The organism is Pseudomonas sp. MSSRFD41 (assembly GCF_014230245.1).
Classification (GTDB): Bacteria; Pseudomonadota; Gammaproteobacteria; order Pseudomonadales; family Pseudomonadaceae; genus Aquipseudomonas; species Aquipseudomonas piscis.
In genome coordinates, this window is the sequence record NZ_JACKZK010000034.1 from 33,358 (window position 1) to 54,829 (window position 21,472).

Here is a 21,472-nt window from a genome sequence, read left to right on the forward strand (position 1 = left end):
CCAGGCTGCAAGTGGCGTCAGGTCAATTGCGCTTCCGGCACGTTCAGTGTGCGCGGAATCAGCGTTGCGTCCCAGTGGTGGGTTCCCCACCGCATGATCTCGGCCACGCTGGCGCCGTCCAGTTCGGCTGGCGGATTCTGCCCCAGGGCCCGCAGGGCGCGCAGGAGCAGTGGTGGCGCCCGGTCCTCGGCCAATGGCGGCGAACGATAGGATTTACCGAGCTTGTGGCCGTCGGGCTGGGTGATCAGCGGTACGTGCAGGTAGCGCGGCTGGGGCAGGCCCAGGAGTTCCTGCAGATAGAGTTGGCGCGGGGTGGAGTCCAGCAGGTCGGCGCCGCGCACGATATCGGTGATCCCCTGCCAGGCATCGTCGAGCACCACGGCCAGCTGGTAGGCATAGAGCCCGTCGCGACGGCGAATCACGAAGTCTCCCACCTCCCGGCCCAGGTGCTGGCGGAACTGGCCCTGGACCCGGTCGATGAAGTGGTATTCGAGTTCCGGTACCCGCAGGCGGATCGCCGCGTCATCCCGGGCGTGCCCAAGGTTGCGGCACAGCCCCGGGTAGATGCCCTGGTAGGGCTCCAGTTGCTTGCGCGAACAGGTGCAGGCGTAGGCCAGCCCCTGGTTGAACAGGCGATCCAGGACCTGGGCGTAGGCGTCGTGGCGTTCGCTCTGGCGGATCATTTCGCCGTCCCATTCGAAGCCGTAGCTTTCCAGGGCCTTGAGGATCGCCGCCTGGGCGCCCGGCTCTTCGCGGGGTGGGTCCAGGTCTTCCATGCGCAGCAGCCAGCGACCGCCGACGGCGCGGGCATCCAGGTAGGAGGCGAGGGCAGCGACCAGCGAGCCGAAGTGCAGGTAGCCGCTGGGCGTGGGGGCGAAGCGCCCGATGTAGGGAGAGGCAGTCATGGTGCGGATGTTACTTGGTCTGGCCCCACGATGGCGATGGAGCCGGCGGGGAGCACCATCGCGAGCGGGATCGCTCGTGCGGGGGGAGGCGAAAGGAGAGTGCAGAAACGAAAACGGAGCGTATGTACGCTCCGTTTCTGGGCCAGGTTGGCGCTTACTTGCCGACCTGTTTTTCCTTGATTTCCGCCAGGGTCTTGCAGTCTACGCACATGTCGGCGGTAGGGCGGGCTTCCAGGCGCCGGATACCGATCTCGACGCCGCAGGATTCGCACCAGCCGTATTCTTCGTCTTCGATCAGTTGCAGGGTCTTGTCGATCTTCTTGATCAGCTTGCGCTCACGGTCGCGGGCGCGCAGTTCGAGGCTGAATTCTTCTTCCTGGCTGGCACGGTCGGCCGGGTCGGGGAAGTTGGCTGCCTCGTCCTTCATGTGATCAACAGTGCGGTCGACTTCCTGCATCAAGTCCTGCTTCCACTTGTTCAGGATCTTGGTGAAGTGCTCGCGCATGGGCTTGCCCATGTACTCTTCGCCCGCAGTCTCAACATAAGGTTCAAAACCGCTGATCGATTGAATCTGTTGCTTTGCTTGGGTGGGCATGAATGGACCGCCTCTACTCTTGTAATCCATTGCGCAGGATTGCTCCATCTCCGACAGTTGCCGGCCCTGCGACTGCAAGCCGGCGAACTTACCAGATCAAATCAGAGCGCGCTACTCCCGGTTGTCGAACCCCTGTCCTGCCTGGTCTACAGGGGTAGGAAAAGTCCTACAGGGCTCTCTGGCTGCCGCGTTCAATCATTGATTTTAGCCAATGCTGCGGGTTCCGTTGATTACGTGCTAAGCCAGGAACAAGGCGCTTGGGCAAGCCTGGGTTCTCCCTATCTTGAGAGCATGGGTAGAATCGGGTTTTTGCTCCCCTTGGATGAAGGAAGGCCAATGGCTCTGCCCTACAGTGCGCGCAGTCGCGCTATCGAACCTTTCCATGTCATGGCCTTGCTGGCCCGGGCCAACGAACTGCAAGCCGCCGGACACGATGTGATCCACCTGGAGATCGGCGAACCGGACTTCACCACCGCAGCACCGATCGTCCAGGCCGGCCAGGCGGCCCTGGGTGCCGGCAAGACCCGCTACACCGCGGCTCGTGGCATTCCCGAGCTGCGCATGGCGATCTCCGGTTTCTACCGGCAGCGTTATGGCCTGGACATCGATCCCGAGCGGATCATGATCACTCCCGGTGGTTCCGGTGCCCTGCTGCTGGCCAGCAGCCTGCTGGTGGACCCCGGCAAGCACTGGTTGCTGGCGGACCCCGGCTATCCTTGCAACCGGCATTTCCTGCGCCTGGTGGAAGGCGCCGCGCAACTGGTCCCGGTCGGCCCCGATGTGCGTTACCAGCTGACTCCGGACCTGGTGGAGCGCTACTGGGACCAGGACAGCGTCGGCGCCCTGGTGGCGTCCCCGGCGAACCCCACCGGCACCGTGCTCAGCCGCGACGAATTGGCGGGCCTGTCCGCCGCGGTCAAGGCGCGCAACGGGCATCTGGTGGTGGATGAGATCTACCACGGCCTGACCTACGGCACCGATGCGGCCAGCGTCCTGGAGGTGGATGACAGCGCTTTCGTCCTGAATAGTTTTTCCAAGTATTTCGGCATGACCGGCTGGCGCCTGGGCTGGCTGGTAGCGCCAGAGGCTGCCATCGGTGAGCTGGAGAAGCTGGCGCAGAACCTCTACATCAGCGCCCCCAGCGTGGCCCAGCATGCCGCCCTGGCCTGTTTCGAGCCCGCGACCATCGACATCCTGGAACAACGGCGCGCCGAGTTCGGGCGGCGTCGCGACTTCCTGCTACCGGCGCTGCGTGAGCTGGGCTTCGGCATCGCCGTGGAGCCAGAAGGCGCGTTCTACCTGTATGCCGATATCAGTGCCTTTGGTGGCGATGCCTTCGCCTTTTGCCGGCACTTCCTGGAGACCGAACACCTGGCCTTCACCCCAGGCCTGGACTTCGGGCGTTACCAGGCCGGGCACCATGTGCGTTTCGCCTACACCCAGAGCCTGGAGCGCCTGCAGGAAGCGGTGGAGCGAATCGCCCGTGGCCTGCAGAGCTGGCAAGGCTGATGCGTTTCGATCCTCCGCTGGAAGAGGGGCGCCTGCTGCGCCGCTACAAGCGCTTCCTGGCCGATATCGAGACGCTCGACGGCGAGCAGATGACCATCCATTGTCCCAATACCGGCTCGATGCTCAACTGCATGGTCGAAGGCGGACAGGTATGGTTCAGCCGCTCCAACGACCCCAAGCGCAAGCTTGCGGGGACCTGGGAAATCAGTGAAACCCCGCAGGGGCGGTTGGCCTGCGTGAATACCGGGCGGGCCAACCGCCTGGTGGAGCAAGCGTTGCAGGCCGGGGTGATCGAGGAGTTGCGCGGTTTCACCGGGCTCAAGCGCGAGGTGGCCTATGGGCAGGAAAACAGCCGTGTCGATTTTCGCCTCGACTACCTCCATGGCTCGGCCTTCGTCGAGGTCAAGAGCGTCACCCTGGGCTTCGATGGTTCGTCGGTCGCGGCCTTTCCCGACGCGGTGACCCAGCGTGGCGCCAAGCACCTGAGGGAGCTGGCGACCCTGGCTCGCGACGGTGTCCGGGCGGTGCAGTTGTATTGCGTCAACCTGTCGGGCATCGACGCGGTGCGCCCGGCCGAGGAAATCGATCCGGGTTATGCCGCGGCGCTGCGCGAGGCAGTGGCGGCCGGGGTCGAGGTGCTGGCCTATGGCGTCAGCCTGACGGCCGAGCAAGTCTGCATCGACCGGCGCCTCGAGGTGCTGCTCTAGAGATCGACCCAGATCCCCTGGCTGTCCTCGCGGCAGTCGATGGCTTGCAAGAACTGGCCGGCGCAGGGGCCGGCCACGCATTCGCCATTTTCGATCAGGAACAGTGCGCCATGGGTGGCGCACTGGATCAGGCTGCGGCTGGGGTCCAGGAACTGGTCGGGTTGCCACTCCAGGGGGACCCCGCGATGTGGACAGCGGTTGCTGTAGACATAAGCCTGGCGGTTACGGCGTACGGCCAGGAGCTTCACGTCCCCGATCTGGAATCCCCGGCTGCCGGCCTCGGGCAGGTCGCTGCCGGTGCAAAGAAATTTCATGCTCATCCTCTGGCTCCGAAGGCCCTGGCAGCGGCCTGTCACGGGTTTGCTGCGGTTACAGGAGCGAATGCGCCGGCGCTTGACGGTCAAATGAAAACAATTATCAAATGGCCATCTCGCTCGCTAAGGGGCGCTTGCTCATTTCGATGCCTGGCCAGCCAGGCGTGTCACATGGACAGCCGCTTCCCGGGCCCCACTTCTATAAAGGAAACGTTCTATGCGCCTGACTGCCAGCGCCTTTGCGCTCTGTGCCGGATTGCTGGTGAGCCACTGGGCCGCCGCCGAGGAGTTGCCGCAGCGTTGGGTCAGTGCCGGGGGCGCCTTGTCCGAGTGGGTGAGTGCCCTGGGCGCGGAGTCGAAGCTGGTCGGTGTCGACACTACCAGCCAGCATCCGGCTTCGCTCAAGGCGCTGCCCAGCATTGGCTACCAGCGCCAGCTGTCGGCGGAAGGCGTCTTGAGCCTGCGGCCCCAGGTGCTGGTGGGAACCGAGGAAATGGGGCCGCCGCCGGTGATCTCGCAGATTCGCAGTTCGGGCGTCCGGGTCGAGATGTTTTCCGCTCAGGCGGACCTGCCCACCTTGCAGGACACCCTGCAACACCTGGGGCAGCTACTCGGGCGTGAAGAGCAGGCCGGGCAGCTGTTCCAGCGTTATCAGCAGCGACTGGACCAGCAACGGGCCTGGATCGCCCAGGCCCAGGCCCAACAACCCGCGCCTGGCGTCTTGCTGGTACTCGGACATGCCGGCGGCAAGCCTTTGATCGCTGGCAAGGACACCGCGGCAGACTGGCTGCTGCAACAGGCTGGCGGGCGTAACCTGGCGACCCACAGCGGCTACAGGCCGTTCTCGGTGGAGTCCCTGGCGGGACTGAGCCCGGACGTGCTGGTGTTCTCCGATCGCAGCCTGAGCGGTGAAGCGGCGCGCGCCGCGCTGTTCAAGGAAAACCCGGCACTGGCGGCCACCAGGGCGGTCAAGGCCGGACGAGTGGTGGAGTTGGACCCGACCCTCCTGGTGGGGGGGCTCGGCCCACGCCTGCCTGACAGCCTGAAGCAACTGTCGGCGACCTTTTATCCACAGGCCAAGCCGGCCCAATGAGGCGCCTGGTCCAACCGCGCACGCTGTTTCTCGGCCTCGGGTGCCTTTGCCTGGTGACCACCTGGCTGTCCCTGGCCCTGGGGCCGGTGAGCCTGCCGCTGTTCGATACCTTGCGTGCGGCCCTGCGGATGCTCGGCCTGCCGATCGACGGGCAGGGCCTGGAGCAGGCGGAGCTGATTCTTGGCCAGATCCGCCTGCCCCGGACCTTGCTCGGCCTGGCGGTCGGAGGTGTCCTGGCCTTGTCCGGCGTGGCCATGCAGGGCCTGTTCCGCAATCCCCTGGCCGACCCCGGGCTGGTGGGCGTCTCCAGCGGCGCGGCGCTGGGCGCGGCCGTCGCCATTGTCGGTGGCTCGATGTTCGGAGGCTTGCCGGAGGTCGTCGGTCCTTATCTCCTGTCGTTGTGTGCCTTCCTTGGCGGCCTGGGGGTGACGGCGCTGGTCTATCGCCTGGGCCGCCGCAATGGCCAGACTCACGTGGCGACCATGCTCCTGGCGGGGATCGCCCTGACCGCCCTGGCCGGTTCCGCGGTGGGGCTGTTCACCTACCTGGCCGATGACGCCACCTTGCGCACCTTGACCTTCTGGAACCTGGGCAGCCTCAACGGTGCCAGCTATCAGCGCCTGTGGCCGTTGTTGCTGGTGACCCTGGCCGTCGCACTGTGGTTGCCGCGCCGGGCCCAGGCCCTGAACGCCCTATTGCTGGGAGAGTCGGAAGCCAAGCACCTGGGGGTCGATGTCGAAGGGCTCAAGCGTGAGCTGGTGTTCTGCACTGCCCTGGGCGTGGGGGCTGCCGTCGCGGCGGCGGGGATGATCGGTTTCGTCGGCCTGGTGGTGCCGCACCTGGTGCGCCTGCTGGCGGGGCCGGACCATCGGATCTTGCTGCCTGCGTCTATCCTCGCGGGGGCCAGCCTGTTGCTGCTGGCCGATCTGGTCGCGCGCCTGGCATTGGCTCCGGCGGAGCTGCCCATCGGGATTGTCACCGCCTTTCTCGGCGCCCCCTTCTTTCTATATCTGTTGCTGCGAGGGCGCGCCTGATGTTGCGAGCTGAGAACCTGCATATACGGCGCGGCGGCAAGGATGTGCTGGCCGGTATCGACCTGCGGCTGGCGCCCGGTGAAGTGCTGGGAGTGCTGGGGCCCAATGGCGCGGGCAAGAGCAGCCTGCTTGGCGCCTTGAGCGGTGAGCTGGCGCCTCATCAGGGGCGGGTATTGCTGGACGAGCGCGAGCTGGCGCAGTGGGACGGTGTCCAGCGTGCCCGGCGCCTGGCGGTGTTGCCGCAGGCATCGAGCCTGGATTTCGCCTTCCGGGTCGAAGAGGTGGTGGGCCTGGGGCGCCTGCCTCACCAGAGTGGTCTGCTGCGTGACCAGGAGATAGTGACCGCAGCCCTGGAGGCAGCCGATGTCGCGCATCTTGGAGGGCGCAGCTACCTGGCCCTGTCGGGCGGGGAGCGCCAGCGGGTGCACCTGGCCAGGGTCCTGGCGCAATTGTGGCCGGGCGAGCCAGGGCACATCCTGTTGCTCGACGAACCTACCTCGGCCCTCGATCCGTTGCACCAGCACGTCACCTTGCAGGCCATCCGCGCGTTCGCCGATCGTGGCGTGGCGGTGCTGGTCATCCTCCATGACCTGAACCTGGCCGCTCGTTATTGTGACCGGGTGCTGTTGCTCGAAGGTGGACGACCGCATTCCATGGGCGTTCCGGCCGCCGTGCTGCGTGCCGAACCGCTTAAGACGGTATTTGGCCTGGAGGTGCTGGTGCAGGAGCATCCGGAGCGCGGGCATCCGTTGATCATCGCCCGCTGACGGGCAACCTGGAGGCGTTCCGATGCGTTCGTTGCTACTTCTGCTGGTGTTGTCACTGGCGGGCTGCCAGACCTCGGCCCCGATCCTGTCGCCTCCCGTGGCGACGCCTGTGGGCAGCATCGTCGACCTGCGCAATGGTCGAATACTTGCTCCCGAGGAACTGATGGTGCTGTTGGGCCAGGCACCACGGGTGATCGTCGGCGAGCAGCACGACAACCCCGAGCACCACGCCGTACAGTTGTGGTTGCTGCGTTCGATGGCCGTGCAACGGCCCCAGGGCAGCTTGCTGCTGGAAATGCTCAACCCCGATCAGCAGTCCCGGGTCGATGCCAGCAAGGTGGCGGTTGGAGCAGGGCGTGTACCCGATGACCTGCCTGCTGCGCTGGCCTGGCAGCCGGGTTGGGACTGGAGCCTCTATGGCCCGTTAGTGGGGTATGCCTTGAAGCAGCCTTATCCGCTGCTCTGCGCCAACCTGGATCGCCAGGAAGTGCGTGAGATCTATGCCAAGGCGCCATCCTTGTCCGGCACCCGGGTCAACGACGATAGGGTAATCACGGCCTTGGCTGCGCAGATTCGCGAATCCCATTGCGGTCTGCTGCCACAAAGCCAGGTACCGGCGATGCTGGCCGTACAGCAGCAGCGTGATCTGCGCATGGCCGAGCGCCTGCTGGCGGCACCGGCTCCCGCCTGGTTGTTTGCTGGTGCGTTCCATGCCCGCAAGGATCTGGGCGTGCCCTTGCACTTGGCTGACCTCGGGCATCCGCAGGAAGTGCTGGTGTTGATGCTGGCGGAGCGCGGCAACCCGGTGAGCTTGGCCAACGCCGACCTGGTCTGGTTTACCCCGCCCCGGCCCGAGCGCGATTACTGTGCACCGTTGAGGCGCTGAGCGAAGGCTTTTCGCAGGCAAAAAAAGACCCGGCAGAGCCGGGTCAAATAACCGTGATTAGCCTGATGAGGAGATAATCTGAGAGTCCGAACCACTGGTCTTCCAGGTTATCGACTGATCTCGCGACCAGTTGTGTTAATCATAACGATTCTCATTTCGATGTCAACGTAGTGATTTCCAGTTTTTGCATATTTCGCTAAACGCTCGTTTGAATCGGCCTCTGGGTTCGGGGTTATTCTCGATCGCAGAGTGCCTTGAGCCGGATCACTTCCCGGTTCAATAGATCGATGCGCCGGGCCATGCTTTCGATCAGGCTGTGGGCCACTCGCGGATTGCTCTGGGTCAGGCTGAGGAATTGATCCCTGGGGATCAGCATGACGGTGGTCGGTTCGCTGGCGATCACGCTGGCGCTGCGCTTTTCTCCGGTGAACACCGACATGGCGCCGAAGATCTCGTCCTTGGGCACATCGCCGACCTTGTGTCCGTCGACGAAGGCCTGGGCATGCCCCTCGATTATCACGAAGACATGGTCCGCCTCATCGCCCTGGGCAATCAGCACCTCGCCTTGCTGTACGCGCTTGAAGCCGTTGTGACTGCGCAGTTCCGGCGGTTTCAGGCGGGCAATGGCATCCGAGAGCAGGGCGGTCTGGCCGATCAGGTACTGCAGCAGCAACTCCGAGCGCTGTTCATCGGCATGGATGTGCCGGAACACATCTGCTCTCAGGTACGGAATCAGTTGCAAGGGCGCGTCGCAGCCAAGCCGCCAGCGGGGTTGCTCGAGGCCACGGCGCAGGCCCACCAGGTCGCCTTCGTGCAGGTAGAACAGCGGACGATCCTCGACGCTCGCCTGGATCACGCCACTTTCCAGCAGGTAGATCTGATGGCCGGGCAGGGTACCTGAAAGATCCGCCATGGCCGGTAGCTCCAGTGTCGGGCCGCAGGGCGCCAGGCCTTCGAGCAGTTGCGGCGGAATGTTCTGCAGGCGATTGATCAAGGCATCGGCGTAGGCCGGCTGTTCTCCCAATAGATACATAGAGGTGTGCCAGTCAGTTTTTTTGACGAGTGGAAATGGCATCCAGCTGCTTGTTCAGGGCTTCCTTGCGTTCGGCGGGGAGGTCGTTCCAGTGCATGTCCATCAGTGCGCCCTCGATGGCATAGAGCAAGACCTTCGAGGCGCGAAAACCCCGGGTGCGTACGGCCCGGTATGCGTCCACCGCTCCCAGGCGACGCAGGTCCGAAGCACTATGGATGCCCACTGCATGCAGCCACTGCGCGGATGTCTTGCCGAGGTTCTTCAGGTGTTGCAGTTCATCATTCATCAAGCCTCCTGGCGATGGCCGAATGGTGAGTGGGCAGCCTCAAAGGAGTGTAGCGCTCAGCAGAAAACGCGCTGTGCGTTGGTCGGGTTCGACGCAAATGCTTCTAAGGCGGGTCAGTTCATCATTGGAGCGAGGGAGTTCGCGATGCAGTACGGAAGGGGAAGAGCGGGGATGGTCAGTGTCCGACGCAGGACGACGCGCCGGACAGGCGGAAGGGAGCTTCAGCGGGTGTTGTAACGCAGGCGGGTGCCGAAATTGACCGACATGAGGATCTCGTCGGCAGTCAGCTCCACGGGGAAATAGGCTCCGGAAATTTGCGCGTGGGCGAGGCTTGCGCCTTCCATCGAGGCGTTTCGAAGATCCAGGCCGCGCAGGTCGGCAGAGCGGAAATAGGCATCGGTGAAGTCGATGCCGGCGGCGTTCAGTTCGCGCAGGTCGAGACCGCGGAAGTCGCCGCCACGCATGTCGATGGATTGATCCTTGGGGCGCTCACGGTTGAAGCCCGTGATGTCGTCTTTGTGCAGCAGAGCATAAAGCGCAGTGTCGAGAAGTTTGGGTTGGCTCATGGCGACGTCACCAGCGATGGATTTATGACGCCAGTATAGTGCCACTGTTTTTCAGCCGTGAAGTCTTTGCCACTTCACGGCTGAAATACTGACTCAGAGACCCGGCAGGCGCTGGCGAATGTTGGCGACCAGGACGTCCAGGCTACCGCTTTCGTTGGTCTCGACGCGCTTGCTGCGTAGCAGTTCCTCTTCCGTGAGCGCCTCGCGCGTGGCTTGTTGCTCGGCGATGACCGCCAGGGTAGCGTCCGACGGATCGTCCTGATTGGCCTGACGCTGGGCGAGCCAACTGGCGATGACCGCCTGCGGAGCATTGCAGTCGATGATCAGGCATGGCGTACCGGTGGCTTCGGCAACCTTGGCGGCGGCGTCACGCTGGGCACGCTTGAGGTAGGTGGCGTCGATGACCACCGGGAAGCCGGCACGCAGGACGACCTCGGCGATTTCATGCAGGCGGTCATAGGTCGCGTTGCTGGCTTCGTTGCTATAGATGCCGGCATGCAGGTCGTTGGCTCCCTGCTGCTCGCCGAACAGGCGCTTGCGTTCGACGTCGGAGCGCAGCCGAACGGCGCCCAGGGCATCGACCAGGCGCATCGCCACATGGCTCTTGCCTACTGCCGAGACACCGGAGGTGATGGCCAGGAAACGCGATGGAATGGTGCTATAGCTTTCCGCCAGGTTGGCGTAGTTGCGGTACTGGCGCAGGGTGGTAGCACGCTGCACGGCGGTGGCATCGGCCGGCATGCTGAACAGGCTGACCTTGGCCCGCACCAGGGCGCGGTAGGCCTTGTAGAAATTGAGCAGTTCCAGGCCCTGGTAGTCGCCGGTCAGTTCCAGGTACTGACTGACGAAGCGCCGCGCCAGGCTCTTCAGGCCACGGTCTTCCAGGTCCATGGCCAGGAAGCCGGTATCGGCGTACACATCGGTGAAACGGAAAGGCTCGTTGAATTCGATGCAGTCGAAGATCACCACCTCACCCTCGATGAGGGTGGCATTGCCCAGGTGGATGTCGCCGTGGCATTCACGAATGAAACCGTCTTTCTTGCGCTGGGCCAGCAGGTGCTTGAGGCGTTCGAAGCTGGTTTCGGCCCAGGCTTGCAGGGCCTCGAGTTGCTGCAGATCGGCCTTTTCGCTGAGGAATGGACGGATCTGCTCGAAGTTCTGGCGCACTGGCGCCATCACGCTGTCCGGGGTTCCGGCCTCATGATCGGCGGGAACCTTGGGAGCGCTGAGGTGGAATTGAGCGATCTGCCGGGCCATTTGGTCAATGTGCGCGGTGGTGAGTTCACCGTTGGCTTGCAGGGTGCTCAACAACTGGCTCTGGGGGAACTGGCGCATTTTCAGCACATAGTCGACCACTGGGCCGCTACCGCCCAGTTCCGGGGTCTCGGCGCTGCCAGTAATCGGCAGGACTTCCAGGTACAGATCCTGGGTCAGGCGCTGGTTCAGGCGCAGCTCCTCGCCGCAGAAATGCTCGCGTGCTTCCAGGCTGGTGAAGTCCAGGAAACCGAAGTTGACCGGCTTCTTCACTTTATAGGCAAAGGGACCGGTGAGGATAACCCAGGAAATATGGGTTTCGATGACCTGGAATCCGTCTACCGGATGCGGGTACAGAGCTGGGTTTTGCAAAGCGGCGATCAGTGACTGGCTCACAGGCGGTCCTTCAGGGTCGGAAAATCGAGGGCGTCATTATGGCCGCTGCGGGCGTCATGGCAAACCTCGGTTGGCGCATGTTGATGATGAATCAAAGTGCGTATAATCCGCCGCCATGACTCGTACCCGATCCCCCCGTTCTGCAAAAAAAACCACCTCTGGCGGCCTGCGGCCCTGGCTGGGCTGGGCGCTCAAGCTCAGCCTGGTGGGCCTGGTGGTGCTCGCCGGCTTTGCCGTCTACCTCGACGCCGTGGTCCAGGAGAAGTTTTCCGGCAAGCGCTGGACCATCCCGGCCAAGGTCTATGCGCGTCCGCTGGAGCTGTTCGTCGGACAGAAGCTCAGCAAGGACGATTTCCTCACGGAACTCGACGCCCTGGGCTATCGCCGTGAAAGCGTTGCCAATGGCCCCGGCGCGGCTTCGGTCAGCGGCAATACCGTTGACTTGAATACCCGGGGCTTCCAGTTCTATGAAGGACTGGAGCAGGCGCAGCCGGTGCGCGTACGTTTCTCCGGCGATTACGTGGCCGAACTGTCCGGGAGCAAGGGCGCGAAGCTGGCGGTGGTGCGTCTCGAGCCGCTGTTGATTGGCGGCCTGTATCCCAAGAACCTCGAAGACCGGATCCTGATCAAGATCGACCAGGTTCCGCCGTACTTGCTGGAAACCCTGGTGACCGTCGAGGACCGGGACTTCTACTCGCACTTCGGGGTTTCGCCCAAGTCCATCGCCCGGGCGGTCTGGGTCAACACTTCGTCGGGCCAGATGCGCCAGGGCGGTAGTACCCTGACCCAGCAATTGGTGAAGAACTTCTTCCTGACCAACGAGCGCAGCCTGTCGCGCAAGCTCACCGAGGCGGTGATGGCCTTGTTGCTGGAACTGCATTACGACAAGCGCGAGATCCTCGAGGCCTACCTCAACGAAGTGTTCGTCGGCCAGGATGGCCAGCGCGCGGTGCATGGTTTCGGCCTGGCCAGCCAGTTCTTCTTCAGCCAGCCGCTGTCCGAGCTCAAGCTGCATCAAGTGGCGCTGTTGGTGGGCATGGTCAAGGGGCCTTCCTATTACAACCCGCGGCGTTACCCGGAACGTGCCCTGGAGCGGCGCAACCTGGTGCTCGATCTGCTGGCCCAACAGGGCGTCGCTACGCCAGAGCAGGTCGAGGCCGCGAAGAAGATGCCCCTCGGCGTGACCAAGCGTGGCAGCCTGGCAGACAGCTCGTTCCCCGGTTTCCTTGATTTGGTCAAGCGCCAACTGCGCGAAGACTATCGTGACGAAGACTTGACCGAGGAAGGACTACGGATCTTCACCAGCTTCGATCCGATCTTGCAGATGAAGGCCGAGGCGTCCGTCAACGACACCTTCAAGCGCCTGGCCGGACGCAAGGGTTCGGATGAGGTCGAGGCGGCGATGGTGGTGACCAACCCGGAAACCGGTGAAGTTCAGGCGATGATCGGTAGTCGCCAGGCCGGCTTCGCCGGGTTCAACCGAGCCCTGGATGCCGTGCGTCCGATCGGTTCGCTGATCAAGCCGGCGGTCTATCTCACGGCCCTGGAGAAACCCAGCCAATACACGCTGACCAGCTGGCTTTCGGATGAGGCCTTCTCGGTCAAGGGCGCGGATGGCCAGGTATGGAAGCCACAGAACTATGATCGCCGCAGCCATGGCACGGTCTTCCTGTACCAGGGGCTGGCGCATTCCTACAACCTTTCCACGGCCCGGCTCGGCCTGGAAGTGGGCGTGCCGAATGTCTTGAAGACGCTCGGGCGCCTGGGGGTAACCCGGGAGTTCCCGGCATTCCCATCCATGCTGCTGGGCGCGGGGGGCATGAGCCCGATGGAAGTGGCCACCATGTACCAGACCCTGGCCAATGGCGGTTTCAATACGCCGATGCGCGGGATCCGCAGCGTGCTGACCGCTGAGGGCGAGCCGCTCAAGCGTTATCCGTTCCAGATCCAACAGCGTTTCGATGCGGGCTCGATCTACCTGATCCAGAGCGCCATGCAGCGAGTGATGCGCGAGGGTACCGGGCGTTCGGTGTACAGCGTGCTGCCCAGCAGCCTGACGCTCGCCGGCAAGACCGGTACCAGTAACGATTCCCGTGACAGCTGGTTCGCCGGGTTCAGCCAGGACCTGCTGGCGGTGATCTGGCTCGGCCGCGACGACAACGGCAAGACGCCGTTCACGGGAGCCACCGGCGCCCTGCAGGTCTGGACCAGTTTCATGCGCAAGGCCGATCCGCTGCCGCTGGACATGCCGCAACCGGACAACGTGGTCCGGGCCTGGGTCGATTCACGCACCGGACAGGGCTCCGATGCCAACTGTCCGGGGGCTGTGCAGATGCCGTATATTCGCGGCAGCGAACCGCCTCCCGGCGCTTCCTGCGGTGGCGAAAGCCCGGCAGGTGGCGAGTCGGTGATGGATTGGGTCAAGGGCTGGATGAACTAAGCGATGAGGATTTGACGTGAACAAGTGGTGGGTTCCAGCTATTACAGCTCTGGCGTTGCTCAATGGTTGTGCCAGCGTGCAGCGCGGCTCCATTCCCGTCGTGGACTCGGGTACCGCAGTGTCCAACAATGAGCGGATTTCCGCTTCCGGAGGCTTCCGCCAGACGACGATCAAGCGTCCAGCGCAGGCCCAAGCCCAGACCATTCCCCAGGATTCGGGCGTGGTGGTCATGGTGCCGGGTGGTGGCGCGACCACTTCGACCCCGATCAGCACTTCGCCAATCACCCCGGGCCCGGTTTCTTCCGGCCCCATTACGCCTGGGCCTGTGGATGGTTCGAGTTACCAGCCGGCACCGAGCAACCAGGGCAGCTACGACATGCCAGCCGCTCCAAGTGGCATGCCTTCGGCCCGTTCCGGTGGCCTGTCGGCGGACGAGCAACTGGATGGACCGGTACTGGCTTTGCTTACGACCGCTCAGCAGCAACAGTCCAGTGGCGACCTGAACGGCGCTTCTTCCAGTCTCGAGCGCGCTCAGCGAGTCGCTCCCCGGGAGCCGCAAGTGCTGTATCGCCTGGCCCAGGTGCGCATGGCCCAGGGCGATGCCCCGCAAGCCGAACAGTTCGCCCGCCGCGGCCTGAGCTTCGCCAATGGCCGTCCTGACCTGCAGGCCAGCCTGTGGGAATTGATCGCCCAGGCGCGCGAAAAGCAGGGGGATGCCGCGGGTGCTGCCCAGGCTCGCCAGAAGGCTCGGGTGTCGCTGTGATGGACGTACGTTTTCCCCAAATCGCCGAACAGTTGCTGCTGATCGAGCGTGAACTGCGGCTTCAGGGGCTATGGGGCGATGTGTCTCCCAGCGCCGAAGCCCTGGCCAGCACCCAGCCGTTCGCCGTGGATACGCTGGAGTTCGAGCAGTGGCTGCAATGGATCTTCCTGCCGCGCATGAAGATGATCCTGGAACAGGACCTGCCGCTGCCCAATGCTTCCGGGATCCAGGAGATGGCCGAGATGGTGTTCTCCAATCGCTCGATGCAAGGGCGTGATCTGCAGTTGCAAGTGCTGCTCAAAGAGTTCGATCAACTGATCGCCGCCACCCGCTGAAACAAGGCTGCCAGGAACCTCCTCGCAGCCTCTAGCCCGCCGCTTCTGCGTGCATTCCCGTGCCGGGTCGACCCATGATTGGGTCGCTTGCTCCCGATCTCTGTTCCTGCCGTAGCCAAAGCCTCTGCCTAGTCCGACTTGGATGGTGCTCGAACGGCAAAGTCAAGGTTCGTATTTCTGAGATTCTTGCGGAAAAACGCGCAATTGGAGCGTAAATTTACCCTGGTTTTGGGCTATTTATTGCGTTTTAATGAGCGTAGTTCGAATTAGCTATATAGACAGCTTGACTTGCCGAGGGCGAAACAGAAGAATCCAAAGTCCGCTGTAGAGGGACTGCCAGAAGCAGACCCGCTCAGCAGATCATGAGGTGCACATCCGCGCCGAAGTGCTACACCCGCAACGCGTTACCTCGCGCTGGGTGGGAAAACCCCGCAACACTTTGGGGCATTCCCAATGCTTGCTCAGTCAGTGCTGACGTAGTCGGCGACCACCGTCGCTCATGCTCTGCTGAGAAGTAAACCTATTAAGACCCGCTCCCTTTTGAGGGCGGTATTCTGGCGTTTTAGAGGTGAACAACGTGGAGCTTTTATCTGGCGGTGAGATGCTCGTCCGCTTCTTGCGTGACGAAGGCGTCAAATATATCTACGGGTACCCAGGTGGTGCTCTCCTTCATGTTTACGATGCCCTGTTCAAGGAACCGGAAGTTACCCACATCCTGGTTCGTCACGAACAAGCGGCTACCCATATGGCTGACGGTTACGCCCGTGCCACCGGCAAGGCCGGTGTGGTACTGGTGACGTCCGGCCCGGGCGCGACCAATGCCATCACCGGTATTGCCACCGCCTACATGGACTCGATTCCGATGGTGGTCATTTCTGGCCAGGTGCCTAGCACCATGGTCGGTACCGACGCGTTCCAGGAAACCGACATGATCGGTATCTCCCGGCCGATCGTGAAGCACAGCTTCATGATCAAGCACGCTTCGGAAATTCCGGAAGTCATGAAGAAGGCCTTCTATCTGGCGCAATCGGGTCGTCCTGGCCCGGTGGTGGTCGATATCCCCAAGGACATGACCAACCCGGCTGAAAAGTTCGAATACGTTTTTCCCAAGAAGGCCAAGCTGCGCTCCTACAGCCCAGCCGTTCGTGGTCACTCCGGACAGATTCGCAAGGCGGCGGAGATGCTCCTGTCGGCCAAGCGTCCCGTGCTGTATTCCGGCGGTGGCGTGATTCTCGGCGGTGGTTCCGCCGCGTTGACCGAACTGGCCAAGATGCTCAACCTGCCCGTGACCAACACCTTGATGGGCCTGGGTGCCTATCCGGGGACCGATCGGCAGTTCGTCGGCATGCTCGGCATGCATGGCAGCTATACCGCCAACCTGGCCATGCATCATGCCGATGTGATCCTGGCCGTGGGCGCGCGCTTCGACGACCGGGTCATCAACGGTGCGCCGAAGTTCTGCCCGAACGCCAAGATCATCCATGTCGATATCGACCCGGCTTCGATTTCCAAGACCATCAAGGCCGACGTGCCGATCGTGGGACCAGTGGAGAGCGTCCTGACCGAAATGGTCGCGGCCCTCAAGGAAATCGGCGATACCCCGAACAAGGATACGGTCGCCAGTTGGTGGAAGCAGATCGACGAGTGGCGCGGTGATCGCGGCCTGTTCCCTTACGACAAGGGCGACGGCAGCATCATCAAGCCACAGACCGTGATCGAGACCCTCTGCGAAGTGACCAAGGGCGACGCCTTTGTGACCTCCGACGTGGGCCAGCACCAGATGTTCGCGGCGCAGTACTACAAGTTCAACAAACCCAACCGCTGGATCAACTCCGGTGGCCTGGGCACCATGGGCTTCGGTTTCCCGGCGGCCATGGGGGTCAAGTTGAGCTTCCCTGATCATGATGTCGCCTGCGTCACGGGTGAAGGCAGTATCCAGATGAATATCCAGGAGCTGTCCACCTGCCTGCAGTACGACCTGCCAGTCAAGATCGTCAACCTGAACAACGGCGTGCTGGGTATGGTTCGCCAATGGCAGGACATGAGCTATGGCAGCCGTCATTCGCACTCCTACATGGAATCGCTGCCTGATTTCGTCCGATTGGTCGAGGCCTACGGTCATGTGGGTATCCGCATCACCGACCTGAAGGACTTGAAGCCGAAGATGGAGGAAGCGTTCGCCATGAAGGATCGCCTGGTGTTCCTCGATATCCAGGTCGATACCAGCGAGCACGTCTATCCGATGCAGATCAAAGACGGCTCCATGCGCGATATGTGGCTGAGCAAGACGGAGCGTACTTAATATGCGGCACATCATCTCCTTGCTTCTGGAAAACGAACCGGGCGCCCTGTCTCGTGTTGTCGGCCTGTTCTCGCAGCGCAACTACAACATCGAAAGCCTGACTGTGGCGCCGACCGAAGACCCGACCTTGTCGCGTTTGACCCTGACTACCGTCGGTCATGACGAGATCATCGAGCAGATCACCAAGAACCTGAACAAGCTGGTCGAGGTGGTCAAGCTGGTGGATCTGTCGGAAAGTGCCCACATCGAGCGTGAGCTGATGTTGGTCAAGATCAAGGCAACCGGTGCCCAGCGCGCCGAGGTCAAGCGCACCACCGATATCTACCGTGGGCAGATCGTTGATGTCAGCGCTAGCGTGTATACCGTTCAACTGACTGGTACCAGCGACAAGCTCGACAGCTTCATTCAATCGATCGGTACCGCATCGATTCTGGAAACCGTACGCAGTGGCGTCACCGGGATTGCCCGTGGCGACAAAGTACTGAGCATCTAATTCAAATTAGCGAATGGCCGGAACGGCCTGACATAGGGGAAGTTCATGAAAGTTTTCTACGATAAAGACTGCGACCTGTCGATCATCCAGGGCAAGAAGGTTGCCATCATCGGTTACGGTTCCCAGGGTCACGCTCAAGCTTGCAACCTGAAAGACTCCGGCGTCGACGTGACCGTCGGCCTGCGTAAAGGCTCGGCCACCGTTGCCAAGGCCGAAGCCCATGGCTTGAAAGTTGCCGACGTGGCTACTGCGGTCGCCGCTGCCGACCTGGTCATGATCCTGACTCCAGACGAGTTCCAGGGTGCCCTGTACAAGAACGAAATCGAGCCGAACATCAAGAAAGGCGCCACCCTGGCCTTTTCCCACGGTTTTTCGATCCACTACAACCAGGTTGTTCCGCGTGCGGACCTGGACGTGATCATGATCGCGCCGAAGGCCCCGGGCCATACCGTGCGCTCCGAGTTCGTCAAGGGCGGTGGTATTCCTGACCTGATCGCCATCTATCAGGATGCCTCGGGCAATGCCAAGAACGTCGCGCTGTCCTATGCCGCAGGTGTAGGTGGTGGCCGTACCGGCATCATCGAAACCACCTTCAAGGACGAGACCGAAACCGACCTGTTCGGCGAGCAAGCCGTTCTGTGTGGCGGTACCGTGGAGCTGGTCAAGGCCGGTTTCGAAACCCTGGTCGAAGCTGGCTATGCACCGGAGATGGCCTACTTCGAATGCCTGCACGAGCTGAAGCTGATCGTTGACCTCATGTACGAAGGCGGTATCGCCAACATGAACTACTCGATCTCCAACAACGCCGAGTACGGTGAATACGTGACAGGTCCAGAGGTTATCAACGCTGAGTCCCGCCAGGCCATGCGCAACGCTCTGAAGCGCATCCAGGACGGCGAATACGCGAAGATGTTCATCAGCGAAGGCGCCACCGGTTACCCATCCATGACCGCCAAGCGTCGTAACAACGCTGCTCACGGTATCGAGATCATCGGCGAGCAACTGCGTTCGATGATGCCGTGGATCTCTGCCAACAAGATCGTCGACAAAACCAAGAACTAAGTTTGAGTCTTGTCAGGGAAAACGCGGCTTAGGCCGCGTTTTTTCGTTTGCGGGGATAGGTTCTGGTATAAAGCAGGCTCCTTTGTGGCCAAACCGTGGCCCAGGGCATCTGTCGAAACTTTTCACACCGTTGCAAGGTAATGTCCATGAGCGAACGTCCCGAAGAGCCAAACCAGGCCTCTGACGCCGAAAGCCTGCTACCGATCGATGAGCATGTCGAAGAAGGGCATGACGCTGAAGGCCGTAAAGTCCGGCATCGTGGTATCTATCTTCTGCCTAATCTGTTCACCACTGCGAACCTGTTCGCGGGGTTCTATTCCATCATCAGTTCCATGAGTGCTCAGAGTGCCTTGAGTGCCGGGGACGCTGCCGGGGCGAGCAAGTATTTCGCTTTTGCCGCCATCGCGATTTTCGTTGCCATGGTGCTTGATGGCCTGGATGGCCGCGTAGCCCGGATGACCAATACTCAGAGTGCGTTCGGGGCCGAGTACGATTCCTTGTCGGACATGGTGGCGTTCGGTGTTGCCCCGGCATTGCTGGCCTTTGGCTGGGCATTGGGTGACATGGGCAAGGTTGGCTGGATGGTCGCCTTCATCTATGTAGCCGGTGCTGCGCTACGCCTGGCACGCTTCAATACTCAAGTAGGAACTGCCGACAAGCGTTACTTCATCGGCCTGGCCAGTCCGGCGGCGGCGGGTGTGGTGGCAGGCATCGTCTGGGCCTTCAGTGATTATGGTATCCAGGGGTCGAAGATGTCGTTCCTGGTGGCCCTGATGGTGGCGGCCGCCGGCATGCTGATGGTCAGCAACATCAAGTACAACAGTTTCAAGGATCTCGACCTCAAAGGGCGGGTGCCGTTCGTGGCCATCCTGGCCGTGGTCCTGGTCTTCGCGGTGGTGTTCAGCGATCCGCCCCGGGTGCTGCTGCTGGTGTTCCTGGCCTATGCGGCTTCCGGTCCGATCCAGTACCTGCTGCATCTTCGTCGACGCAATCACATCGAGTGATGTAATTTCCCCCATACTCCGCAGTCTATTGGTGCATCTGTCCTCCAATACTGCGGAGTTGCCATGCTGCTCAAATTCCCCAAGTCTTCCGACTGCAAAGCATCGGAGATCACTCCCGAATCCTTTTACCTGTCGCGCCGGGCCTTGCTGGGTGGCACCGTTGCGGGCCTTGCCGCGGCTGCGTTGCCTCGTTGGGGCAGGGCGGAGGAGGCGGGGCGCTATGCCGATGTCGACCCGGGACGGACTTCTTCCTGGTTCACGGAAAAATTGCCGACCACCCGCTGGCAAGCGGTGGTTGCCCGGGGGGAGGCGATCACTCCCTTCAAGGATGCGACCCACTACAACAACTTCTACGAATTCGGTACTGATAAAGGTGATCCCGCTGCCAATGCGGGAGCTCTGAAGACTGAGCCGTGGAGCGTGGTAGTGGATGGCGAGGTGGCCAAGCCGGGTCGTTACGCGCTCGAGGACTTCATCAAGCCTTACCAGTTGGAGGAGCGTATCTATCGACTGCGTTGTGTCGAGGCCTGGTCGATGGTGATCCCCTGGATCGGCTTTCCCGTTTCTGCGCTGCTCCAGCAGGTCGAGCCCACCAGCAAGGCCAAGTTCATTCGCTTTGAAACCTTGCGTGATCCCGAGCATATGCCGGGGCAGCGTTCCGGGTTCGCCTTGATCGATTGGCCTTATGTCGAAGGGTTGCGGCTCGATGAGGCGATGAACCCGTTGGCGATCCTGGCGGTGGGAATGTATGGACGGGAGTTGCCGAACCAGAACGGCGCACCGCTGCGGTTGGTCGTGCCCTGGAAGTATGGCTTCAAGAGCGTTAAGTCCATCGTGCGCATCAGCTTGGTCAGTGAGCAGCCCAAGACGACCTGGCAGAGTATCGCCGCCAACGAATACGGCTTTTATGCAAATGTGAATCCCACGGTCGACCATCCCCGTTGGACCCAGGCGCGGGAGCGGCGCCTGCCCAGCGGGCTATTCAGTCCGAATGTCCGCGAGACCCAGATGTTCAATGGCTATGGAGAAGAGGTCGCTTATTTATATAGCGGCATGGATCTGGGGAAGGATTACTGATGCGTCATTCGTTCTGGCGCATCGGCGTCTTCATTGCTGGCGCGATATGGCCCTTGTATTGGTTGTATGAGGCTTGGGCTTCGCTGTTGGGGCCCGACCCAGGCAAGGTCCTGGTCGATCGGCTGGGGGGGGGAGCCCTGGTGTTTCTGTTGCTCACGTTGAGCATGACGCCGTTGCAGAAGCTGACAGGTTGGTCGGGGTGGATAACTGTGCGACGGCAGTTGGGATTATGGTGCTTTGCTTATGTGACGCTGCATTTGACTGCCTATGGCGTTTTTATCTTGGGGCTGGACTGGTCGCAACTTGGCGTGGAGCTGCGCAAGCGGCCTTATATCATTGTCGGTAGTTTGGGGTTCATCCTTCTGCTGTCGTTGGCGGTAACATCCAATCGCTATAGCCAACGACGGTTGGGGGCTCGCTGGAAGAAATTGCATCGCTTGGTCTATCTCATCCTTGGGCTCGGATTGCTGCATATGTTGTGGATTGTCCGGGCCGATTTGAAAGAGTGGGCCGTTTACGCGTCTTTGGGCTCCGTATTGATGGTGTTGCGCCTGCCTTCCGTAGCTCGGCGTATTCCTCGGTTTATGATTGGAAAAGCATCTTCTGCAAGAAAAACGTAATTAATGCTTGACGGCAGATTCTACAGGTCTA

General features: G+C 61.9%; 22 protein-coding genes. 15 read left to right on the forward strand and 7 right to left on the reverse strand.

Translation table 11 applies throughout. The annotated features are described in order from the left end of the window. Positions 1–17: 17 nt before the first annotated feature. Positions 18–905, reverse strand: coding sequence for a tRNA glutamyl-Q(34) synthetase GluQRS (gene gluQRS, locus H7A76_RS29695; RefSeq protein WP_185701806.1), 888 nt, complete (start codon positions 903–905; stop codon positions 18–20). Between the two features lie 154 nt (positions 906–1,059). Continuing rightward, the gene (gene dksA / locus H7A76_RS29700; protein ID WP_011063504.1) at positions 1,060–1,500 is read right to left on the reverse strand and encodes an RNA polymerase-binding protein DksA; all 441 of its coding nucleotides are present in this window, start codon (positions 1,498–1,500) and stop codon (positions 1,060–1,062) included. A 336-nt stretch (positions 1,501–1,836) separates the two neighbouring features. Here dksA and H7A76_RS29705 point away from each other — a divergent pair, with 336 nt between their 5' ends. Together H7A76_RS29705 and sfsA are read left to right on the forward strand one after the other, a co-directional pair. Further along, positions 1,837–3,009, forward strand: a complete 1,173-nt coding sequence (locus tag H7A76_RS29705) for a pyridoxal phosphate-dependent aminotransferase (protein ID WP_185701807.1) — start codon at positions 1,837–1,839, stop codon at positions 3,007–3,009. Next, positions 3,009–3,716, forward strand: coding sequence for a DNA/RNA nuclease SfsA (sfsA, locus tag H7A76_RS29710; protein ID WP_185701808.1), 708 nt, complete (start codon positions 3,009–3,011; stop codon positions 3,714–3,716). Before H7A76_RS29705 ends, sfsA begins: the two co-directional genes overlap by 1 nt. On the opposite strand, the gene H7A76_RS29715 is transcribed toward sfsA, so the two are convergent. After that, on the reverse strand, positions 3,713–4,030 hold the full coding sequence (locus H7A76_RS29715; RefSeq protein WP_185701809.1) for a Rieske (2Fe-2S) protein: 318 nt from the start codon (positions 4,028–4,030) through the stop codon (positions 3,713–3,715). The genes sfsA and H7A76_RS29715 overlap by 4 nt on opposite strands. 217 nt (positions 4,031–4,247) lie before the next feature. On the opposite strand from H7A76_RS29715, the gene H7A76_RS29720 reads away from it, so the two are divergent. Genes H7A76_RS29720 through H7A76_RS29735 form a run of 4 tightly spaced genes read left to right on the forward strand, consistent with a single transcriptional unit; the run spans position 4,248 to position 7,810 of the window. Continuing rightward, the gene (locus H7A76_RS29720; RefSeq protein ID WP_185701810.1) at positions 4,248–5,123 is read left to right on the forward strand and encodes a hemin ABC transporter substrate-binding protein; all 876 of its coding nucleotides are present in this window, start codon (positions 4,248–4,250) and stop codon (positions 5,121–5,123) included. Between the two features lie 50 nt (positions 5,124–5,173). After that, positions 5,174–6,157, forward strand: a complete 984-nt coding sequence (locus H7A76_RS29725; protein WP_185701822.1) for a FecCD family ABC transporter permease — start codon at positions 5,174–5,176, stop codon at positions 6,155–6,157. Next, the gene (locus tag H7A76_RS29730; RefSeq protein ID WP_185701811.1) at positions 6,157–6,924 is read left to right on the forward strand and encodes a heme ABC transporter ATP-binding protein; all 768 of its coding nucleotides are present in this window, start codon (positions 6,157–6,159) and stop codon (positions 6,922–6,924) included. Before H7A76_RS29725 ends, H7A76_RS29730 begins: the two co-directional genes overlap by 1 nt. Before the next feature lie 22 nt (positions 6,925–6,946). Continuing rightward, positions 6,947–7,810 (forward strand): ChaN family lipoprotein, encoded by an 864-nt coding sequence (locus H7A76_RS29735; RefSeq protein ID WP_185701812.1) that lies wholly within the window; start codon positions 6,947–6,949, stop codon positions 7,808–7,810. Between the two features lie 232 nt (positions 7,811–8,042). On the opposite strand, the gene H7A76_RS29740 is transcribed toward H7A76_RS29735, so the two are convergent. From H7A76_RS29740 to H7A76_RS29755, 4 genes are all read right to left on the reverse strand, one after another. Then, positions 8,043–8,843 (reverse strand): Crp/Fnr family transcriptional regulator, encoded by an 801-nt coding sequence (locus H7A76_RS29740; protein WP_185701813.1) that lies wholly within the window; start codon positions 8,841–8,843, stop codon positions 8,043–8,045. Positions 8,844–8,856: 13 nt separating this feature from the next. After that, the gene (locus tag H7A76_RS29745; RefSeq protein ID WP_022641008.1) at positions 8,857–9,129 is read right to left on the reverse strand and encodes a TfoX/Sxy family protein; all 273 of its coding nucleotides are present in this window, start codon (positions 9,127–9,129) and stop codon (positions 8,857–8,859) included. Between the two features lie 221 nt (positions 9,130–9,350). Further along, positions 9,351–9,695: a pentapeptide repeat-containing protein gene (locus H7A76_RS29750; RefSeq protein WP_185701814.1), complete on the reverse strand. Its 345-nt coding sequence runs from the start codon at positions 9,693–9,695 to the stop codon at positions 9,351–9,353. A gap of 93 nt (positions 9,696–9,788) precedes the next feature. Then, positions 9,789–11,345, reverse strand: a complete 1,557-nt coding sequence (locus H7A76_RS29755; protein ID WP_185701815.1) for a bifunctional aminoglycoside phosphotransferase/ATP-binding protein — start codon at positions 11,343–11,345, stop codon at positions 9,789–9,791. A 115-nt stretch (positions 11,346–11,460) separates the two neighbouring features. Between H7A76_RS29755 and mrcB the strand changes: the two genes are divergently transcribed. The 9 genes from mrcB to msrQ all read left to right on the forward strand — a co-directional run bounded on the left by mrcB (position 11,461) and on the right by msrQ (position 21,441). Then, a complete protein-coding gene (mrcB, locus tag H7A76_RS29760; protein ID WP_185701816.1) occupies positions 11,461–13,785 on the forward strand; it encodes a penicillin-binding protein 1B in 2,325 nt (774 codons plus the stop codon). Positions 13,786–13,801: 16 nt separating this feature from the next. Further along, entirely contained in the window at positions 13,802–14,548 is a 747-nt protein-coding gene (locus tag H7A76_RS29765; protein ID WP_185701817.1) for a M48 family metallopeptidase, read from the forward strand. After that, positions 14,548–14,883, forward strand: a complete 336-nt coding sequence (locus H7A76_RS29770; RefSeq protein WP_185701818.1) for a YqcC family protein — start codon at positions 14,548–14,550, stop codon at positions 14,881–14,883. Before H7A76_RS29765 ends, H7A76_RS29770 begins: the two co-directional genes overlap by 1 nt. A gap of 577 nt (positions 14,884–15,460) precedes the next feature. After that, positions 15,461–17,185: an acetolactate synthase 3 large subunit gene (locus H7A76_RS29775; RefSeq protein WP_185701819.1), complete on the forward strand. Its 1,725-nt coding sequence runs from the start codon at positions 15,461–15,463 to the stop codon at positions 17,183–17,185. 1 nt (position 17,186) lies between these two features. Then, positions 17,187–17,678 (forward strand): acetolactate synthase small subunit, encoded by a 492-nt coding sequence (ilvN, locus tag H7A76_RS29780; RefSeq protein ID WP_011063488.1) that lies wholly within the window; start codon positions 17,187–17,189, stop codon positions 17,676–17,678. A 45-nt stretch (positions 17,679–17,723) separates the two neighbouring features. Beyond that, entirely contained in the window at positions 17,724–18,740 is a 1,017-nt protein-coding gene (gene ilvC / locus H7A76_RS29785; protein WP_022641000.1) for a ketol-acid reductoisomerase, read from the forward strand. A 146-nt stretch (positions 18,741–18,886) separates the two neighbouring features. Next, entirely contained in the window at positions 18,887–19,744 is an 858-nt protein-coding gene (gene pssA, locus H7A76_RS29790; RefSeq protein ID WP_053138721.1) for a CDP-diacylglycerol--serine O-phosphatidyltransferase, read from the forward strand. A 63-nt stretch (positions 19,745–19,807) separates the two neighbouring features. Continuing rightward, positions 19,808–20,821, forward strand: a complete 1,014-nt coding sequence (gene msrP / locus H7A76_RS29795; RefSeq protein ID WP_185701820.1) for a protein-methionine-sulfoxide reductase catalytic subunit MsrP — start codon at positions 19,808–19,810, stop codon at positions 20,819–20,821. Then, the gene (msrQ, locus tag H7A76_RS29800) at positions 20,821–21,441 is read left to right on the forward strand and encodes a protein-methionine-sulfoxide reductase heme-binding subunit MsrQ (RefSeq protein WP_185701821.1); all 621 of its coding nucleotides are present in this window, start codon (positions 20,821–20,823) and stop codon (positions 21,439–21,441) included. The genes msrP and msrQ overlap by 1 nt, the downstream gene beginning before the upstream one ends. The last annotated feature ends 31 nt before the right edge of the window (positions 21,442–21,472 follow it).

Excerpts from the sequence above, each read along its gene's own strand:
- gluQRS (WP_185701806.1), bottom strand. The coding sequence starts at position 905 with ATGACTGCCTCTCCCTACATCGGGCGCTTCGCCCCCACGCCCAGCGGC.
- dksA (WP_011063504.1), bottom strand. The coding sequence starts at position 1,500 with ATGCCCACCCAAGCAAAGCAACAGATTCAATCGATCAGCGGTTTTGAA.
- H7A76_RS29705 (WP_185701807.1), top strand. The coding sequence starts at position 1,837 with ATGGCTCTGCCCTACAGTGCGCGCAGTCGCGCTATCGAACCTTTCCAT.
- sfsA (WP_185701808.1), top strand. The coding sequence starts at position 3,009 with ATGCGTTTCGATCCTCCGCTGGAAGAGGGGCGCCTGCTGCGCCGCTAC.
- H7A76_RS29715 (WP_185701809.1), bottom strand. The coding sequence starts at position 4,030 with ATGAAATTTCTTTGCACCGGCAGCGACCTGCCCGAGGCCGGCAGCCGG.
- H7A76_RS29720 (WP_185701810.1), top strand. The coding sequence starts at position 4,248 with ATGCGCCTGACTGCCAGCGCCTTTGCGCTCTGTGCCGGATTGCTGGTG.
- H7A76_RS29730 (WP_185701811.1), top strand. The coding sequence starts at position 6,157 with ATGTTGCGAGCTGAGAACCTGCATATACGGCGCGGCGGCAAGGATGTG.
- H7A76_RS29735 (WP_185701812.1), top strand. The coding sequence starts at position 6,947 with ATGCGTTCGTTGCTACTTCTGCTGGTGTTGTCACTGGCGGGCTGCCAG.
- H7A76_RS29740 (WP_185701813.1), bottom strand. The coding sequence starts at position 8,843 with ATGTATCTATTGGGAGAACAGCCGGCCTACGCCGATGCCTTGATCAAT.
- H7A76_RS29745 (WP_022641008.1), bottom strand. The coding sequence starts at position 9,129 with ATGAATGATGAACTGCAACACCTGAAGAACCTCGGCAAGACATCCGCG.
- H7A76_RS29750 (WP_185701814.1), bottom strand. The coding sequence starts at position 9,695 with ATGAGCCAACCCAAACTTCTCGACACTGCGCTTTATGCTCTGCTGCAC.
- mrcB (WP_185701816.1), top strand. The coding sequence starts at position 11,461 with ATGACTCGTACCCGATCCCCCCGTTCTGCAAAAAAAACCACCTCTGGC.
- H7A76_RS29770 (WP_185701818.1), top strand. The coding sequence starts at position 14,548 with ATGGACGTACGTTTTCCCCAAATCGCCGAACAGTTGCTGCTGATCGAG.
- ilvN (WP_011063488.1), top strand. The coding sequence starts at position 17,187 with ATGCGGCACATCATCTCCTTGCTTCTGGAAAACGAACCGGGCGCCCTG.
- ilvC (WP_022641000.1), top strand. The coding sequence starts at position 17,724 with ATGAAAGTTTTCTACGATAAAGACTGCGACCTGTCGATCATCCAGGGC.
- pssA (WP_053138721.1), top strand. The coding sequence starts at position 18,887 with ATGAGCGAACGTCCCGAAGAGCCAAACCAGGCCTCTGACGCCGAAAGC.
- msrP (WP_185701820.1), top strand. The coding sequence starts at position 19,808 with ATGCTGCTCAAATTCCCCAAGTCTTCCGACTGCAAAGCATCGGAGATC.
- msrQ (WP_185701821.1), top strand. The coding sequence starts at position 20,821 with ATGCGTCATTCGTTCTGGCGCATCGGCGTCTTCATTGCTGGCGCGATA.